This is a genomic window from Candidatus Accumulibacter sp. ACC012 (assembly GCF_907163155.1).
GTDB lineage: Bacteria > Pseudomonadota > Gammaproteobacteria > Burkholderiales > Rhodocyclaceae > Accumulibacter > Accumulibacter delftensis.
Genome location: NZ_CAJQUC010000022.1, coordinates 94,957 through 110,189 on the forward strand (window position 1 = coordinate 94,957; position 15,233 = coordinate 110,189).

The 15,233-nt window shown below is 62.3% G+C and carries 18 protein-coding genes, 1 pseudogene and 1 riboswitch; of the genes and pseudogenes, 13 read left to right on the forward strand and 6 right to left on the reverse strand.

Annotated elements, in window-relative coordinates:
- Nucleotides 1–324 precede the first annotated feature (324 nt).
- Nucleotides 325–1,515, reverse strand: a complete 1,191-nt coding sequence (locus tag QZ648_RS21230; protein ID WP_291998224.1) for a M20 aminoacylase family protein — start codon at nucleotides 1,513–1,515, stop codon at nucleotides 325–327.
- An 82-nt stretch (nucleotides 1,516–1,597) separates the two neighbouring features.
- Here QZ648_RS21230 and rapZ point away from each other — a divergent pair, with 82 nt between their 5' ends.
- The 10 genes from rapZ to QZ648_RS21280 all read left to right on the forward strand — a co-directional run bounded on the left by rapZ (nucleotide 1,598) and on the right by QZ648_RS21280 (nucleotide 9,216).
- Nucleotides 1,598–2,479 carry an RNase adapter RapZ gene (rapZ, locus tag QZ648_RS21235; protein ID WP_291998225.1) on the forward strand — a complete coding sequence of 294 codons (882 nt, stop codon included), beginning with the start codon at nucleotides 1,598–1,600 and terminating at the stop codon, nucleotides 2,477–2,479.
- 126 nt (nucleotides 2,480–2,605) lie between these two features.
- Complete coding sequence (locus QZ648_RS21240; RefSeq protein WP_291998226.1) at nucleotides 2,606–2,980, forward strand: NusG domain II-containing protein; 375 nt, start codon at nucleotides 2,606–2,608, stop codon at nucleotides 2,978–2,980.
- A gap of 77 nt (nucleotides 2,981–3,057) precedes the next feature.
- A riboswitch (S-adenosyl-L-homocysteine riboswitch) is annotated at nucleotides 3,058–3,130 on the forward strand.
- A 104-nt stretch (nucleotides 3,131–3,234) separates the two neighbouring features.
- A complete protein-coding gene (ahcY, locus tag QZ648_RS21245) occupies nucleotides 3,235–4,644 on the forward strand; it encodes an adenosylhomocysteinase (RefSeq protein WP_291998403.1) in 1,410 nt (469 codons plus the stop codon).
- Between the two features lie 30 nt (nucleotides 4,645–4,674).
- Nucleotides 4,675–5,025, forward strand: a complete 351-nt coding sequence (locus tag QZ648_RS21250; RefSeq protein ID WP_169066577.1) for a phage holin family protein — start codon at nucleotides 4,675–4,677, stop codon at nucleotides 5,023–5,025.
- Between the two features lie 13 nt (nucleotides 5,026–5,038).
- Complete coding sequence (gene metF, locus QZ648_RS21255; protein ID WP_291998227.1) at nucleotides 5,039–5,878, forward strand: methylenetetrahydrofolate reductase [NAD(P)H]; 840 nt, start codon at nucleotides 5,039–5,041, stop codon at nucleotides 5,876–5,878.
- Nucleotides 5,879–5,887: 9 nt separating this feature from the next.
- Nucleotides 5,888–6,238 (forward strand): TfoX/Sxy family protein, encoded by a 351-nt coding sequence (locus QZ648_RS21260; RefSeq protein ID WP_169066579.1) that lies wholly within the window; start codon nucleotides 5,888–5,890, stop codon nucleotides 6,236–6,238.
- Between the two features lie 90 nt (nucleotides 6,239–6,328).
- Nucleotides 6,329–6,685: a DnaJ domain-containing protein gene (locus QZ648_RS21265; protein ID WP_366144214.1), complete on the forward strand. Its 357-nt coding sequence runs from the start codon at nucleotides 6,329–6,331 to the stop codon at nucleotides 6,683–6,685.
- Nucleotides 6,682–7,233, forward strand: a complete 552-nt coding sequence (locus tag QZ648_RS21270) for a hypothetical protein (protein WP_291998228.1) — start codon at nucleotides 6,682–6,684, stop codon at nucleotides 7,231–7,233. The genes QZ648_RS21265 and QZ648_RS21270 overlap by 4 nt, the downstream gene beginning before the upstream one ends.
- Nucleotides 7,233–7,964, forward strand: a complete 732-nt coding sequence (locus tag QZ648_RS21275) for a hypothetical protein (protein ID WP_169066581.1) — start codon at nucleotides 7,233–7,235, stop codon at nucleotides 7,962–7,964. The genes QZ648_RS21270 and QZ648_RS21275 overlap by 1 nt, the downstream gene beginning before the upstream one ends.
- 52 nt (nucleotides 7,965–8,016) lie before the next feature.
- A complete protein-coding gene (locus QZ648_RS21280) occupies nucleotides 8,017–9,216 on the forward strand; it encodes a hypothetical protein (RefSeq protein WP_169066582.1) in 1,200 nt (399 codons plus the stop codon).
- Between the two features lie 60 nt (nucleotides 9,217–9,276).
- Here the strand turns inward: QZ648_RS21280 and QZ648_RS21285 are convergent, their stop codons facing one another.
- Nucleotides 9,277–10,188: a DMT family transporter gene (locus tag QZ648_RS21285; RefSeq protein ID WP_169066583.1), complete on the reverse strand. Its 912-nt coding sequence runs from the start codon at nucleotides 10,186–10,188 to the stop codon at nucleotides 9,277–9,279.
- A 309-nt stretch (nucleotides 10,189–10,497) separates the two neighbouring features.
- On the opposite strand from QZ648_RS21285, the gene QZ648_RS21290 reads away from it, so the two are divergent.
- Nucleotides 10,498–11,139: a class I SAM-dependent methyltransferase gene (locus QZ648_RS21290; protein ID WP_291998229.1), complete on the forward strand. Its 642-nt coding sequence runs from the start codon at nucleotides 10,498–10,500 to the stop codon at nucleotides 11,137–11,139.
- A 144-nt stretch (nucleotides 11,140–11,283) separates the two neighbouring features.
- On the opposite strand, the gene QZ648_RS25175 is transcribed toward QZ648_RS21290, so the two are convergent.
- From QZ648_RS25175 to QZ648_RS21300, 3 genes and pseudogenes are all read right to left on the reverse strand, one after another.
- The gene (locus QZ648_RS25175) at nucleotides 11,284–11,550 is read right to left on the reverse strand and encodes an ATP-binding protein (protein ID WP_366144226.1); all 267 of its coding nucleotides are present in this window, start codon (nucleotides 11,548–11,550) and stop codon (nucleotides 11,284–11,286) included.
- Nucleotides 11,517–12,227 (reverse strand): hypothetical protein, encoded by a 711-nt coding sequence (locus QZ648_RS21295; RefSeq protein WP_366144215.1) that lies wholly within the window; start codon nucleotides 12,225–12,227, stop codon nucleotides 11,517–11,519. Before QZ648_RS21295 ends, QZ648_RS25175 begins: the two co-directional genes overlap by 34 nt.
- Nucleotides 12,203–12,871, reverse strand: a pseudogene (locus QZ648_RS21300) (response regulator transcription factor). The gene QZ648_RS21295 and the pseudogene QZ648_RS21300 overlap by 25 nt, the downstream one beginning before the upstream one ends.
- Before the next feature lie 89 nt (nucleotides 12,872–12,960).
- Here QZ648_RS21300 and QZ648_RS21305 point away from each other — a divergent pair.
- A complete protein-coding gene (locus QZ648_RS21305) occupies nucleotides 12,961–13,992 on the forward strand; it encodes a cation diffusion facilitator family transporter (RefSeq protein ID WP_169066585.1) in 1,032 nt (343 codons plus the stop codon).
- A 7-nt stretch (nucleotides 13,993–13,999) separates the two neighbouring features.
- Entirely contained in the window at nucleotides 14,000–14,452 is a 453-nt protein-coding gene (gene dtd, locus QZ648_RS21310) for a D-aminoacyl-tRNA deacylase (RefSeq protein WP_169066586.1), read from the forward strand.
- 51 nt (nucleotides 14,453–14,503) lie between these two features.
- Here the strand turns inward: dtd and bfr are convergent, their stop codons facing one another.
- Nucleotides 14,504–14,983, reverse strand: a complete 480-nt coding sequence (gene bfr / locus QZ648_RS21315) for a bacterioferritin (protein WP_291998230.1) — start codon at nucleotides 14,981–14,983, stop codon at nucleotides 14,504–14,506.
- Nucleotides 14,984–15,233 lie beyond the last annotated feature (250 nt).

A 15,233-nucleotide genomic window follows, 5' to 3' on the forward strand; every position in this document is an offset into this window, starting at 1 on the left:
GAGCTGACGCACGTAAGCTGCCTGTAAGCCCCCGCCTTTACGCTACACACGCTACACACGCTGCTCTCCATTTCATGGTCTGGGAGTTCTGACTTCGGCCGGAACTCGGGGAGTATCCACGTAAAGTACGTGGATACTCCCCGCCATTTTTTCGCGGGCCTTTGCAGCAGTACCGCAACCGCCGTCACCGCCGCGGTCGGTCGCGGGGCGGGCTGCGGCCCTGCTATCGTGCGAGTGTAACAAAAAACCGCCCACTGTCGTCATGCACCACGCACTACGTTCCGCGAGCCATGCCGGCGCCTTCGCGGAACGCTGGCCAGCAACTCAGGCCGGGCCTTCCGCGCGCCTCCCGTTGAGCCAGGCCTCTGCCAGGCGCACCCAGTAACTGATGCCGATCGGCAGGATTTCGTCGTTGAAGTCGTAGTGGGGATTGTGCAGGGTACAGCCGCCGCTACCCGGACCGTTGCCCAACCAGGCGTAGCAACCCGGCTTCTCGGCCAGCATGTACGCGAAGTCTTCGGCGCCCATCGACGGCAGTTCGTCCATGCGCAGTTTGTCAGCGCCTAGCACGTCCCTCGCCACCTGACGACAGACCTCGCTTTCTGCCACGCTATTGACCGTTGCTGGATAGCGATGGTCGAAGCGCACTGAAATCTGCGCACCGAAAGCGCTGCCAATGCCGCTGCACAGGCGTTCGACGGCGCTCTCGACCAGCGCCTGCGTTTGCCCGTTGAAGCTACGGATCGTGCCGCGCAGGACGGCGTCGTCGGGAATGATGTTCCAGGCTTCACCGCCGTGTATCTGGGTGACGCTGACCACGGCCGACTCGCAAGGGTGGACGTTGCGCGCCACGACGGTCTGCAAGGCCAGCACCAATTGGCTGCTGACGACCAGCGTATCGACCCCTTGATGGGGCATCGCGGCATGGCAACCGTGGCCACGCACCCAGATCTCGAAGGCGCAGGTCCCGGCCATCACCGGCCCGGGCATCACCGCCATTTCGCCAACCGGGATTCCGGGCCAGTTGTGCAGGCCAAATACGGCGTCCATCGGAAACTTCTCGAACAGGCCGTCGGCCATCATCACCGCCGCCCCTCCCTCCGACTCCTCGGCAGGCTGGAAGATGAAATGCACGCTGCCGTCGAAATCAAGCTCGTTTACGTGCTCGGCCATGAAGCGCGCGGCGCCGAGCAGCATCGCCGTATGGCCGTCGTGACCACAAGCATGCATCAGACCTGGCGCGGTCGAGCGGTGGGAAAAATCGTTCTTCTCCAGCAGCGGCAAGGCGTCCATATCGGCGCGCAGGCCGATCGCCCGCGCACCACTGCCGTTGCGCAGGGTCGCAACAACGCCCGTACGCGCCAGCCCGCGATGGATTTGCAGCCCGTAGCTGCTCAACTCGCGCGCCACCAAATCGGCAGTGCGCAACTCATTGAAAGCAAGCTCCGGGTGGGCATGAAGATCACGCCGAATTGCCGCCAGTTCGCCGAGAAAAGGGATATCAAAAAGAGTCATGAGCCTGACCTGACAAAAAGGAACATCGAGAGTATGCCAGAGTGACTTGCTCGGGACTGCGCACACCGCTATCCTTGCTCACATGCACCTCGTTCTCATTAGCGGCCTCTCCGGTTCCGGAAAATCGATTGCCCTCAAGGTACTGGAGGACGCCGACTACTATTGTGTGGACAACCTGCCCTCGCAGTTGTTGCCGCAGCTTGTCGAGCAACTCGACCAGCAGGGCTATCGCAAGGTCGGCGTGGTGATCGACAGTCGCGGCGGCGACAGCGTCGCCAAGCTACCGCCGCAACTCGACACACTGCGGACCCGGAATCTCGAACTGCAGTTGCTGTTTCTTGACGCGCAGGACGACACGCTGATCAAACGCTATTCCGAAACGCGGCGCCGACATCCACTGGCCAGCGATCGGCTGACCCTCACCGAAGCAATCGCCGAAGAACGTGTCCACCTCGCCGGCCTGTCCGCCATCGCTCATCACATGGACACCACCGTCCTCAAGCCGGCAGCCTTGCGCGAGTGGGTGCGCCAGTTCGTCGCCACCGACGACATGGCGGAGCCTTGCCAGGGACTGGCGCTGCTGTTCGAGTCGTTCGGCTTCAAGAACGGCATTCCGCTCGACGCCGACCTGGTGTTCGACGTGCGCTGCCTGCCCAATCCCTACTACGAAGCCAGCCTGCGCACGCTGACCGGCCGCGACGAGCAGGTCATTTCCTTTCTCGAAGCCGAAGCAGAAGTCCTGCGCATGCGCCAGGACATCGCCGGCTTCGTTCGCGCCTGGCTACCGGCGTATATCCGCGACAGTCGCAATTACCTGACCGTAGCCATCGGCTGCACCGGCGGGCAACACCGCTCGGTTTACCTCGCCGAACGCTTGGGGCGTGAATTCCGCAGCAGTGCCCGGGTGCTGGTTCGCCACCGCGAGTTGCCGCCGCCGATGCTCGGCACTCTCGACATTTCCTGACGGTCATGACGCCCCAGAACCCCCGCTCATGATAGTCATGGCTGCTCCCCTCTTCCCCAACCCTTCTCCCGCAGAGGGGAGAAGGGAGCTTCGTGAGTCGCGGACGCGACTGTCACGGTAACGGTCATGCACTGGTTCGGGCTGTTCAAGCCCGGCGATTGGCTGATCGTGGCGCTCGGCCTGGCCTTCTGTGCTACCGCCTTCCCGCTGGCCTGGCGGGCAGGCGTTGCTGAAAAAGCCATCGTCCGGCGCGGCGGCGAAGTTTTCTCGGAACTCGAACTATCACGCAATCGGCGCATCGAAGTCCCCGGTCCGCTGGGCATCACCACGGTGGTCGTCGACCAGCGTCGAGTGCGCGTCGCTGCGGATCCCGGCCTTCGCCAGTACTGCGTGCGCCAGGGCTGGCTGTCGCGCCCCGGCGAGATCGCCATCTGCGCTCCCAACCAGGTCAGCGTCGAGGTGCGGGGAAGCAAGCAGACTTACGATTCACTCGCTTACTGAACCCGGCGCGGCACGAGCACGAGTTCGTGACGGAAGCCCTGCTTTAACGGACCAGGATCCGGTTATAATGGCAAGCCTAATCCGAGGGGCGCTGCAGGGCTGTCGCGAGACAGTTTCAGGCTCGGATTTCTCAAACGGCGCTCATCCAACCAACCCATGCCGGACATGGGAAACGGGATGGGCCCACGCTGAAGTCCTTCAGTGGGCACACGACGGTTTCCTGTCCCGGCAAAGTTCTGAAGGAGCCACCTGTGCTGGACGCTTTTAGCAAGACCCAAGACTACGTGATTGCCGACCTCGGCCTCGCCGACTGGGGCCGCAAGGAAATGCGCATCGCCGAAACCGAAATGCCTGGCCTGATGGCGATTCGCGAAGAATTTGCCGCTACCAAGACCCTGCAGGGCGCGCGCATCACCGGTTCGCTGCACATGACCATCCAGACCGCCGTACTGATCGAGACGCTGACCGCCCTCGGCGCCGAAGTGCGCTGGGCGTCGTGCAACATCTTTTCGACCCAGGACCATGCCGCCGCAGCGATCGCGGCATCCGGCGTGCCGGTGTTTGCCGTCAAGGGCGAATCGCTGACCGACTACTGGGACTACACGCACCGCATCTTCGAGTGGCCCGACGGCGGCTTCAGCAACATGATTCTCGACGATGGTGGTGACGCAACCCTGCTCCTGCACCTCGGTGCCAGAGCCGAAAAGGACCCCTCGGTTCTCGCCAAGCCGACTTCGGAAGAAGAAACGATCCTCTTCGCTTCGATCAAGGCCAAGCTGGCCAGCGATCCCGCCTGGTACTCCGTCCGCCTGGCGGCGGTCAAGGGGGTCACGGAGGAAACCACCACCGGCGTGCATCGCCTTTACCAGATGCACACCAGGGGCGAACTGCGCTTCCCGGCCATCAACGTCAATGATTCGGTCACCAAGTCGAAGTTCGACAACCTTTATGGCTGTCGCGAATCTCTGGTTGACGGCATCAAGCGGGCGACCGACGTGATGATCGCTGGCAAGATCGCCTTGATTGCCGGCTACGGCGACGTCGGCAAGGGCTCGGCGCAGGCCATGCGCGCCCTCTCCGCCCAGGTCTGGGTCACCGAAGTCGACCCGATTTGTGCGCTGCAGGCGGCCATGGAAGGCTTCCGGGTAGTGACCATGGATTACGCGGCGGACAAGGCCGACATCTTCGTCACCTGCACCGGCAACTACCACGTCATCGACCACAGCCACATGGCGAAGATGAAGAATCAGGCCATCGTCTGCAACATCGGGCACTTCGACAACGAAATCGACGTCGCGTCGATCGAGGGCTACAGCTGGGAAGAGATCAAGCCACAGGTTGACCACGTGATCTTTCCCGACGGCAAGCGCATCATCCTGCTGGCCAAGGGTCGTCTGGTCAATCTCGGCTGCGGCACGGGCCATCCGTCGTACGTGATGAGTTCCTCGTTCGCCAACCAGACGATCGCCCAGATCGAGCTGTTCACGCGGACCGACGATTACCCGATCGGCGTCTATACACTGCCCAAGCATCTGGATGAAAAGGTCGCGCGCCTGCAGCTCAGAACCCTGAACGCCCAACTCAGCGAATTGAGCGATGCGCAAGCAGCGTACATCGGTGTCGCCAAGGACGGTCCTTACAAGCCGGACCACTACCGCTACTGATACCCGAGACCTTAACAGGGGGAGATCGTCATGCGCCTGATCCTGCTCTGGCTGCTCAACGCCTGCGCACTCCTTGCCGTCGCCTACCTGATGCCCGCGTCGATACAGCTGGCATCATTTGGCACGGCCATGATCGCCGCCGTGCTGCTGGGGCTGGTGAATACCGCCTTACGCCCTCTGTTGGTCTTGCTGACACTCCCGGTCACGCTGCTGAGCTTCGGCCTCTTCCTGTTCGTGGTCAACGGCCTGATGTTCTGGCTGGCGGGTTCGTTGGTCGACGGATTCGTCGTCAGCGGCTTCTGGCCGGGCGTCTTCGGAGCGCTGCTGTACAGCATCATCTCGTCGCTACTTTCTTCCCTGTTGACCACCCGCAAGGGCTAGTGATGTTCTCCTCATGACACAGAACAAGCGTACTTTCAGCCTCGAGCTCTTTCCACCGCAAACGCCCGAGGGCGCCGAAAAGCTGCGCGCCGCGCGGGCCCGCATGGCCGCGCTCAAGCCGCGCTTCTTTTCGGTCACTTTCGGTGCCGGCGGCTCGACCCGTGACCGAACGCTCGAAACGGTGCTCGAGATCCAGCGCGAGGGCTACCAGGCGGCGCCGCACCTGTCGTGCATCGGCTCGACGCGCGAAAGCATCCGCAGCATCCTTGAAGAGTACCGCGCGAACGGTATCCGCCACCTCGTCGCATTGCGCGGCGACCTCCCATCCGGGATGGCCCGGCCTGGCGCTTTTCGCTACGCCAACGAACTGGTCGAATTCATCCGTGCCGAAACCGGCGACTGCTTCCATATCGAGGTCGCCGCCTACCCCGAGTACCACCCGCAGGCGAAGAATCCGCAGGACGATCTGCAAAGCTTCAAGCGCAAGCTCGACGCTGGCGCCAACTCGGCAATCACCCAGTACTTCTACAACTTCGACGCCTACGCACACTTCATCGACGAGTGCCAGGCAATCGGCATCGACCTGCCAATCGTCCCCGGCATCATGCCCATCGCCAGCTACAGCAGCCTGGCGCGCTTTTCCGATACCTGCGGTGCAGAAATACCGCGCTGGATCAGGAAGAAGCTCGAAAGCTACGGCGACGATAGTGCATCGATCCGCGCCTTTGGCCTCGACGTGGTAACCGGGCTTTGCGAACGCCTGTTGGCCAACGGCGCACCGGGCCTGCACTTCTACACCCTCAACCAGGACGCGCTGACCGCCGCCTTGTGGCAGCGCCTCCGCCTATCATAGGTTTTCAAGATGGCTGCACGCGAGCTACCCGTAGTTGTCCGCTATGCTCTCGAACTCTTCGCTCCGCTGGGCACCCTGCGCGTCAAGGCGATGTTCGGCGGCTGGGGCTTCTATTGCGACGATCTCTTCTTTGCCATCGTCGCCAACGACATCCTCTACCTCAAGGCTGACGCGCAAAGCGCAGCCACCTTCGAAACTGTCGGCGGCGAGCCTTTCCGCCTGCTGCGCAAGGACGGCCGTAGCGACACCATGAATTACTGGACGGTGCCCGAAGAGGCGATGGAGAGTAGCGAGGAAATGCTGCCCTGGGCGCGTGCCGCGCTGGCCGCGGCGGCGCGCAATCGCAAGCCGGCAAAGTAACTTCGTCGGCGGGGCGGAGGCACGCCAGCGTCGCGCGCAGCGGCCGCTTCGTTCGCGCGCCCCGGCCGAAAGCGCTGATTTCGGGCTAGAATGGCCCGCTTTGCGCAATCTCGCCTGCTTCAGCGGCACGCGCGCCAGCGCGCAGCCGACCCAGCCCGAAGAGGACGCATGAAGGACTATTACGCAGTACTTGGCGTGGCCAGTGATACGTCTCTCGAAGGCGTAAAGCAGGCCTATCGCAAAAAAACCCTGCAGCTCCACCCTGACCGCAATACCGCGGCCGACGCCGCTGACCGATTCCGCGACGTTCAGGAAGCGTACGAAACGCTTTCCGACGAGGGCAAGCGGCACGACTATGACGAGAACCGGCGTCGCAATCTTCTCGAAAAACCGCTTGAGACCGCGCGCGAGATCTGGAAGAACTACCTGGAAGGAATATTGCAGTGAGGCTGTCGCAATTTTTTGAAGAACTCAGCTCGGCCTACGACGCTGAGCTCGACGACCTGCTGACCGATTCGGCTGGGCACGATGTCCTCGCCCAGCGGCTGCTCCTGAAGCGCAGTCAGCTTCCCGAACTGCTGCCGATGATCGAATTCAGCCCGGAAATGGTCGCCGTCACGTTCCACGGGGGAATGGACTTTTCCAGCCCGGAAGTCATGCGCGATCTGGCGTCTCAGGACCCGGAAGACCTACCTTCCTGGGAGATACTGCTGGAGAGCGTGCATCTGCAGCCGTGGGCCAGCGAGCTGGCGAAAACGGTCCTCGAAGATCCGAACGGCGAACGCTTCCTGGTCGTCACCGCGTGCCTGGAATACCTGCACGGCCGGAATAAGCCTTCGTCAGAGTCAGGCGATCGACGGCAGCGCAACGATTTCGACGACGACCGCTCCGACCCCGACGTCGACGGCGACGACATCGATCTCGAGGAAGCGGGCGCCGACTGGCTTGCCGAACAGGGTTTTGACCGCAAAGATCGCCATTCGGGAGACAACTGATGAGTCACCCAGTACTCGTACGCGCCGAGAAGTTGATCCGCGTCGGCGACATTGTCGGGGCCGAAGCGGCGCTGGCCTCCCTGGTCGATAGCGACGGCGACGGCGCCCTGGTCGTCGCGCTCGATGATTTCGCCGCCAAGGACCTCTTGGCAGTCCTCCGCGACTTCGATTCCTCGAAGGAATCGGTGGTCAGCCTGCTGGTCCTGCCGGAGCAATTCGCGCGCGCCATCGTCCTTGAGCGTCGCTATGGCGATGCCACTCACGAACGCCTGCAGGCGATCATCAACTCGGTCATTTTCCGGGCTGACAGCGACCCCGGCGAGTTCATCGAGGCAATCGCGGCGGTAGACGGCGGCTGCGACGCGCTGGCGGACTATCTCTGTGATCGTGCCGAAATCGTCGAGCACTTCTTCAAAACCGGCACTTTCGGCTTCTTCGACGACGTCGATGAAGCGGCTGCCGAGTTGAACGACGACGAACGTCTCGACGAATTGTCGGATCCCGAGGCCAATCGCCCCTTCCTCAGCCATAGCGAAGTCAGCGATCAGGACTGGATGGAGCTGACCTGGCTCCTGCGCTACGAACATGCCGAGATTTTTCGCGATGTCCTGCTGATCTTGCGGGCGCGCGCACGAGCCGAAGAACCGCAACTTGCAAGCGACGAGACGCCAACTCGTGCCAATGAGCAGCGCCGCCCCCCGGGTGAGCCCGAGGAAGAATCAGCCTTGTAGATCGGTAGATCTCTCGATGCACCCAATGCTAGCCGCAGACAGCTGACCGCCCATGCCCAACGACCACCACCAGCTCGCCGTTTTCGACGAGCGGCCCTTTTTCGAACGTGCGCTCGCTTTCGGCGTCCGCGCCGGCATCCTGGCCGACGCGAAAATTGCCGCTATTGTCGACGACGGGCCGAAGGGCATGGTGCAGATCGCCGAGTATTTCGGCACCCAGTACCTGCGCCCGAACATCGACGAAGCACGCGAACGAATCGTCAATCTGGTCAGTTTGTTCCTTGAGGAACAAAGTGGTGGCGACCTTGAAAAAGCAGCACACTCCTTGCGTGACGGTACTTTTCTGTCGCATTCGCGGGGCGGCTCGGAAATGCTGAAAAGCCTCTGGGCAATGCCCGAGGATGCCTCGTTCGGAATCATGATCAAGCAGTCCCAGAAGCTGTTTCTCGCCGACTGGTCGCTGCGCAGTAGCGCCGACTATCGCCAGGCGCGCGCAGAACGGCAAGACCACCAGCAGACGATCGACACGGCGCTGTGGTTTGCCGAAAGCCTCGGCGTCCCTGCGGAAGAGATTTCGACCGTGGCCAGCGAGTCGATCATCCGCACCGCCGTCCTCCTGCATCTCGCCGGCAGCACGGCAGCTTCACTTCCCAACGCCGCCGAATTCGTTGGCATATTGGCGAAACTCCGCGAAAAAGGCGTCCCCGCCAAAGGCAGAAAAAGCCTCGCGGCGGTTTTCAAGGCGCTGCCGGAAGCCTATCAGGCAGCCGCTCGCAGGGAACTGCACAAGGTCGAAAGCGACGATCTGCCGCGGATTCTCGACGCCTCGCAGGCGATGAACAAGCTGATTCCCGAGCTTGAGCCCTTGTATTTCCTGCGCGACTTCGGTCTCGAGGAAGCCAGCCAGTTCAGCGCAGGCGTGTCACAGGACTGGCAGAAGATCACCGCTGGCAAGGTAGACGATAATTCGCTGCTGACGATTTTCCTCTGTCTGGCGGTCGATATGGCGCCCAGGGCGGCACTGAGCAAGGCCGCCGCACGTACGCTGATCGGCAAGATCCGGAAAGAGGGCCTGCAACGCCAACCGGCACTGGCCTTCATCCGCGCTTTTGCCCCTTACGCCATGCAGGATGACCTCGAGGCTCTCTGGAATGAAGTCTTTCCCGAGTTGGAGAACGCCCTGGTCGACCCCGCCGATACTTCCGGCAGCCAGGCGCTCACCTACCTCAAGGAAAACTGCATCATCCGTTAGTGGCGTGGACACGGCGGCCAGCAGGCGCGCCTCGCAGCCGCGGGCGCTTCCTGGACTGGCTCAACGCCGCGAGACCAGCCACACCCCGGCCAGGACCAGTCCAGCGCCTGCCAACTGCACCAGGGAAAGCGGCTCGTCGAGCAGCAACCAGGCGAAGACGATGGTCAGCATCGGGCCAAGAGTTCCGATCATCACCGACTTGCTCGCGCCGATACGGCGGATCGCCGCCGATTGCAGGAAGACCGGCAGCACCGTGGAAAAAAGCGCCATCGCCGCCGCGTAGGCATAGATTGGCAGCGGCTGCAGCAACAACGCCGACAGCGGCTGCGTGACGAGCAAATGCAGCTCCGTGGCCAGGACCGAGACCAGCATCGCCAGGGCCGTGAAGCGCACCGAACCGAGGCGCTGGATCATGCTGCCGCTGCCCGCCAGGTAGAAAGCGTAGGCCAGCGACGAAGCGAAGATGAAAAGCGAGCCGATGACTACCGATCGCGCCTCCCCCGAGAACTCGAGGTCGTGGAAAAAGACCAGGCCGATTCCCGCGTACGACAGCAGCAGCGCGCCGATCTCGCGGTGCTGCAAGGCCTTGCCCATGAACAGCACGCCGATCATCACCGTCAGCGTCGGATAGGTAAACAGAATCAAGCGCTCGAGACCGGCACTGATGTAGCTGAGGCCAATGAAGTCGAGAATGCTGGCGCCGTAGTAACCGAGCAGGCCGAGCGCAATCAGCGTCAGCCAGTCACGCCGGGACAGCGACGGCGCCGCGCGACTGGCGTGCACCGCGATGACCGCGAAGAAGGGCAGGGCGAAGCTCATCCGCAAGGCGAGCAGGGTGATCGCCTCGACCGGCACTGCCTGCGGGACGGCGTAGGCGAGCTTGACGAAGATCGCCTTGAACGAAAAGCCGAAGGCCGCCAGAATCGCCAGCGCGACCCCGAGACTTTCGGCAGACCAATTTTTCCAGGGCATGCCGATGGCAAGAAAAAAAAATAGTGCGAAAGCCTCTGGCTGACGAAGCGGGCGCTCACTGTACGTCAACGGCGACGACGGGTAAACGTCGGCGACGGCGAAAGCGCTCTCCGGTCCTCAGACCGACCGGCTGGCTGGCACGCAGCCTACCCGAGACAGCGGCCGTCAGCAGCTAAGGCTGGGCTAAGTCTTGATCGCTATCTTCGCAGGCATACACACCCGCCGGCGAGGGGAAGCGCGGCTTTCCAGGTCACACTTCCTGGCAAGCGTAAAACCCGCTTCCGGCTAACCGAGCCAGGAGGCCAGCACATGCAAACAGTGATCGACTATCGCGGCAAAACCAAGTACGACGTGAGCACCGCGTTGGCCTACAAGGATCGCCCCGCAAGGCAACAGTTCGCCGAGATGGCGTTGCTCGACCAGGTATTTACCCTTGTTGCGAAAAGCCGGCGAGTACTGGACCTGCCTTGCGGCGGTGGCAGAGTAAGCGTCCATCTGGCCAGGCAGGGCTATCAAGTGAGCGGCGCCGATCATTCCGTCGCCATGCTGCAGATTGCCCGCCAGGGCCTGGCCGATAACGGGCTTGACTGCCGGCTCGAAGAGCAGGATATCGAACAGTTGACCTACGCCGATGGACAGTTCGATACCATCGTCTGTTTTCGCCTGTTTCATCATTTCCCGACGCCGAGCATCCGGCAAAAAGCGGTTTCTGAACTCTGTCGCGTCGCCGGGAGCCAGGTCGTCCTCTCATACTCGAGTCCCTTTTCGGCAAGCTCCTTCGCCCGCCGTCTCCGGGTGCTCTGCGGTGGCCGCAGGTCGCAGAAATTCACAACGCCGCTTGGCGAGGTGGAAACCTACTTCAGAACGCAAGGCTTCCGACTGGTGAAGGACATTGCGCGCAGCCCTTTCTTCCACACGCTACACCTGGCCCTGTTCGAACGAGTTCAATAGAAGCTGAACAAGTTCTGCAGCAAAGCCACGAAAACTCCATGCGCCTTTCGTCCCCCTCTTTCTTCGCCGCTGCTCGGGCACTTCAAAAAGCCGCTGTCACCGCTGTCACGCCGCGTACTGGTCGGCGACAGGGTTGTGCCCGGATCAATCGCAGCATCCCTTCTCTACGGCTGGAAAAGTTACCGTCACCCGCAGGCCTGAACACGATTGCTGGTTAGCAAAGCCAAAAGCCAGCGTGGCGCCCACACGAACGGCAATAGCCCGAACAATCGACAGACCGAGCCCCGAACCAATCTCGTTGCTGCCCAGGACGCGATAGAACGGATCAAACACCCGCTCTCGCTCTGCGTCCGGAATGCCGGGACCGCTATCTTCGATTACCAGCGTCGTCGCGACGGCGGTAGCCAGCACCGACAAGTCGACGCGCCCACCGGCCGGCGTGTAACGAATCGCGTTCCCCACCACAGAGTCTCGGGGGCAATCGGGTGCAACTCGTCTTCGTGGCGCTGATCGATTTCATGGGCGAGCGCGGCAAGCGGGCGAAATATCTTGCGAACGATAGCGGCGACGACAAATAGCAGGATCGGAACCAGGATCAGGAAGGGCGTCAGCGTGAGTAGCGCGCCGCCGCGAGAAATTTCGTCGCGGACAGCCGTGTCCTGCGCTATGGCTAGGCGATCCCCACTGTCGAGAGCCCTGACCAGAACGCGATAGCGTTCATGACCAATACTCACCGTCTGCAGACCGTCGACCAGATCTGTTGGCAACGCCAAGGGCAGATCGGCAGACACACCGCTGGCGATCGAGGAACTGCCGGCGAGGAGTTGCACGAAAACGCGATTCTCCCGATCACGAACCTCCTCGTTACCGAGTTCTCCCACAGGCGGAGTAGCCAGGGCCAGGTGTTGCCGGACAATGACCGCCGCAAGCTGACGCAGCACGTCGTCCTGCAACTCCTCAGCCTCATGGTGCGCCAGAAAAAAAGCGAAGATACCGGCGATCAGGGCCACACCGAGAATCGCCAGTGACAGCCCGACGGACAACTTGCTTTGCAGCGACTCTCTCAGACGCTTTTCGAGACCATCCATCCAACTCCCCGAACGTTCTTGATGACTTCGCTGCCCAGCTTCTTGCGCAGCACATGAATCAGAATCAGGAATTCGACGGCATTGCTGTCCACTTCCTCGCCCCAGCCGTAGATCCTGTCCTCCAGCTCGCTACGCGACAGGATCGCACCGGGACGAATCAGCAGTGCTTGCAGGAGCGCGAATTCACGATTGGAAAGCGTTACGGGTTCGCCATCCTTGACGCGTGCCTTGTGCGCCGCTGGATCAAGCGAAACAAGACCATTACTCAGCTCGGCAGCCGCGGCGCCACCTTTCCTGCGCATCACCGCCCGCATGCGAGCCAGCAATTCGCGCATCTCGAAGGGTTTGAGCACGTAGTCATCAGCGCCGCCGTCAGGCCCAAAAGCCGGTCCTCGACGCCGTCGCGTGCAGTGATAATCAGGACTGGCACCGGGTTGGCCTGGCTGCGGATGCTGTTGAGCACCTGCAGTCCGTCCTTGCCCGGCAAACCAAGATCCAGGAGCACCAGCTCATAGATTTGACTCGCCATGGTGCTGATCGCCGTGCCCGTTGCGTAGCCAATCAACGGCGTAGGAAGCATCCTTCAAGGCGGCGAGAACGGCATTGCCGATCATTGCGTCGTCTTCGACCAGAAGGACCCGCATCTTTTCTCCTTTCAGCCAACGGCAGCATCTTCCGCCCGCAGTCCTGAGCTGACCCCGGCGGCATTGATGTCGGCTAGAATGCCGCCACTATGAGCGAACACCACCCACACGATAAGCACGAGGGCCACGAGGGCCACGAGGGCCACGATCACGACGGCAATTCGCACGCAGCGGGCCACACCGCGCACGACTATAGCGCGCATGGCGATCACGATGGCCACGCGCATCACCACCACCACGCGGACGCCGGCCCACGCCTGATCTGGGCGTTGCTGCTGACGCTCGGCTTTGCCGCCGTCGAGGCAGTCACCGGTTTCTGGTCGGGATCGCTGGCACTGCTCGGCGATGCCGGGCACATGGTCACCGACAGTGCTTCGCTGGCCCTCGCCGCCTTTGCCGCCTGGATCTCGAAACGGCCGCCGACACAACGACACACCTACGGCTACGGCCGCGTCGAAACGCTGGCGGCGCTGGCCAACGTGCTGTTCATGGTCGTGGTCGTGGTTGGCATTTCGGTGATGGCGGTGCGCCGCTTTCTCGAACCGGGGGTGGTCAACGGCGAAGCGGTAACCATCGTCGCGGCGATTGGACTGGTGCTCAACATCGGTGTCGCCTGGTTGTTGATGCACGGCGAGCAAACGATGAATACCCGCGGCGCCCTGCTGCACGTGCTCGGTGACCTGCTCGGATCGGTGGCCGCGCTGGTCTCCGGTGCGGTGATCATGTGGACCGGCTGGATGACCGTCGACCCGCTGCTCTCGCTGCTGATCTGCGCGCTGATGCTGGTGTCCAGCCTGCGCCTGCTGCGCGAGGTCCTGCAGGCGTTGATGGAAGGTGTCCCGGTGAGCCTGTCCACCGCGGAGGTCGGTCGCCGGCTGGCCGGCGTGCCGGGCGTTGCCTCGGTGCACGATCTGCACATCTGGACACTCTCGTCGAACCGTATCGCCCTATCGGCGCATCTCGTCGTCGAATCGCTGGCACACTGGCCAGCGGTCCTTGCCGCCAGTCGGCAGCTCCTCTCCGAGCAAGGCATCACGCACGTCACCTTACAGCCGGAACCTCTGCACAATGCCGTCCGCTGGCTGGCGCCCGGCGAACAACGCGGCGTGCCGGGAAGCTGAGCGAGGGATGCGGGTCGTCGCCCAACGCGTCGCCTCGGCACGGGTGGAAGTCGACGGTCAAGTGACCGGCAGCATCGGCACCGGTCTGCTGGTCCTGGCCGGCTTCGAGCCCTCTGACGCCGCCGCCGATCTTGACTGGATGGCCGCCAAGCTGGCCAGGCTACGCATTTTTGCCGATGCCGCCGGGGTCATGAACCGCAGCGTCGTCGATGCCGACGGCGAACTGCTGGCGGTCAGCCAGTTCACCCTCTTTGCATCGACCCGAAAAGGAAACCGCCCTTCCTGGAGCCGCGCGGCACCGCCGGACCTGGCGCAACCGCTCTTCGAGCGCTTTGTCCTGTGCCTCGAGAAAACCCTGGGACGGCAGGTGCCGACCGGCGTCTTCGGCGCCGACATGCAAGTTCACCTGATCAACGACGGTCCGGTGACGATCAGCCTCGATTCGCGGCAAGCGGAGTAGCCGCTGGGCGAGCCAGCAGCGCTCGCTCATCGCTAGGCAGCCAGCCGACGATCAGTCCCCTGACGCCCCCCCCATCTGCGTCTGCAGATAGTTCTGCAAGCCAACCTTGTCGATCAGATCGAGCTGCGTTTCGAGGTAGTCAAGGTGCTCCTCGGTGTCATTGAGGATCTCCTGCAGCAGGTCGCGGGAGACGTAGTCCTTGACGGATTCGCAGTGGCTCACGGCGTTGATAAGGTCGGCGTGCGCAGCGCGCTCGAGCTTGAGGTCGCCGCTCAGGCACTCGGGAACGTTGCTGCCGATTAACAGCTTCGGCACCTCCATCTTGGGCAGGCCGTCGAGAAACAGCAGACGTTCAATGATCTTGTCGGCGTGCTGCATTTCTTCGATCGACTCCTCGTACTCGTGCTTGCCGAGGGCATTGAAACCCCAGTTCTTGTACATCCGGGCGTGCAGGAAATACTGGTTGATCGCGGCAAGCTCGTTGGCCAGCTGTTTGTTGAGCAGCTGGATGACCATTTTGTCACCTTTCATGGGGACTCCGTTTTGAGGTTTGCCGCAAAAAGTGTTGCGGCGGGTAATTGGGGAAGCGCGGGTGAGCCGGGTTTCCACCCTGAGCTTGCCCGCCAGTATGACAGCGCAGCCACCGTTACAGACAGCAACGTGGCCGCGCAATTCACATCAAGGAACAGCTCGCGTCGTCACTCAGTTTCCAGCAAGCGTGGCTCCAGACAATGCGCTCCTTTCCGGCAGCTCATTCGCGCGCCCTGTTGACCCCGAGCCT

Coding starts and splice junctions, on each gene's coding strand:
- QZ648_RS21285 (WP_169066583.1), bottom strand. CDS start 10,188: ATGCCCTGGAAAAATTGGTCTGCCGAAAGTCTCGGGGTCGCGCTGGCG.
- QZ648_RS21275 (WP_169066581.1), top strand. CDS start 7,233: ATGAGTCACCCAGTACTCGTACGCGCCGAGAAGTTGATCCGCGTCGGC.
- QZ648_RS21280 (WP_169066582.1), top strand. CDS start 8,017: ATGCCCAACGACCACCACCAGCTCGCCGTTTTCGACGAGCGGCCCTTT.
- rapZ (WP_291998225.1), top strand. CDS start 1,598: ATGCACCTCGTTCTCATTAGCGGCCTCTCCGGTTCCGGAAAATCGATT.
- metF (WP_291998227.1), top strand. CDS start 5,039: ATGACACAGAACAAGCGTACTTTCAGCCTCGAGCTCTTTCCACCGCAA.
- bfr (WP_291998230.1), bottom strand. CDS start 14,983: ATGAAAGGTGACAAAATGGTCATCCAGCTGCTCAACAAACAGCTGGCC.
- QZ648_RS21295 (WP_366144215.1), bottom strand. CDS start 12,227: ATGGATGGTCTCGAAAAGCGTCTGAGAGAGTCGCTGCAAAGCAAGTTG.
- QZ648_RS21290 (WP_291998229.1), top strand. CDS start 10,498: ATGCAAACAGTGATCGACTATCGCGGCAAAACCAAGTACGACGTGAGC.
- dtd (WP_169066586.1), top strand. CDS start 14,000: ATGCGGGTCGTCGCCCAACGCGTCGCCTCGGCACGGGTGGAAGTCGAC.
- QZ648_RS21265 (WP_366144214.1), top strand. CDS start 6,329: ATGGCCCGCTTTGCGCAATCTCGCCTGCTTCAGCGGCACGCGCGCCAG.
- QZ648_RS21260 (WP_169066579.1), top strand. CDS start 5,888: ATGGCTGCACGCGAGCTACCCGTAGTTGTCCGCTATGCTCTCGAACTC.
- QZ648_RS21230 (WP_291998224.1), bottom strand. CDS start 1,515: ATGACTCTTTTTGATATCCCTTTTCTCGGCGAACTGGCGGCAATTCGG.
- QZ648_RS21240 (WP_291998226.1), top strand. CDS start 2,606: ATGCACTGGTTCGGGCTGTTCAAGCCCGGCGATTGGCTGATCGTGGCG.
- QZ648_RS21305 (WP_169066585.1), top strand. CDS start 12,961: ATGAGCGAACACCACCCACACGATAAGCACGAGGGCCACGAGGGCCAC.
- QZ648_RS21250 (WP_169066577.1), top strand. CDS start 4,675: ATGCGCCTGATCCTGCTCTGGCTGCTCAACGCCTGCGCACTCCTTGCC.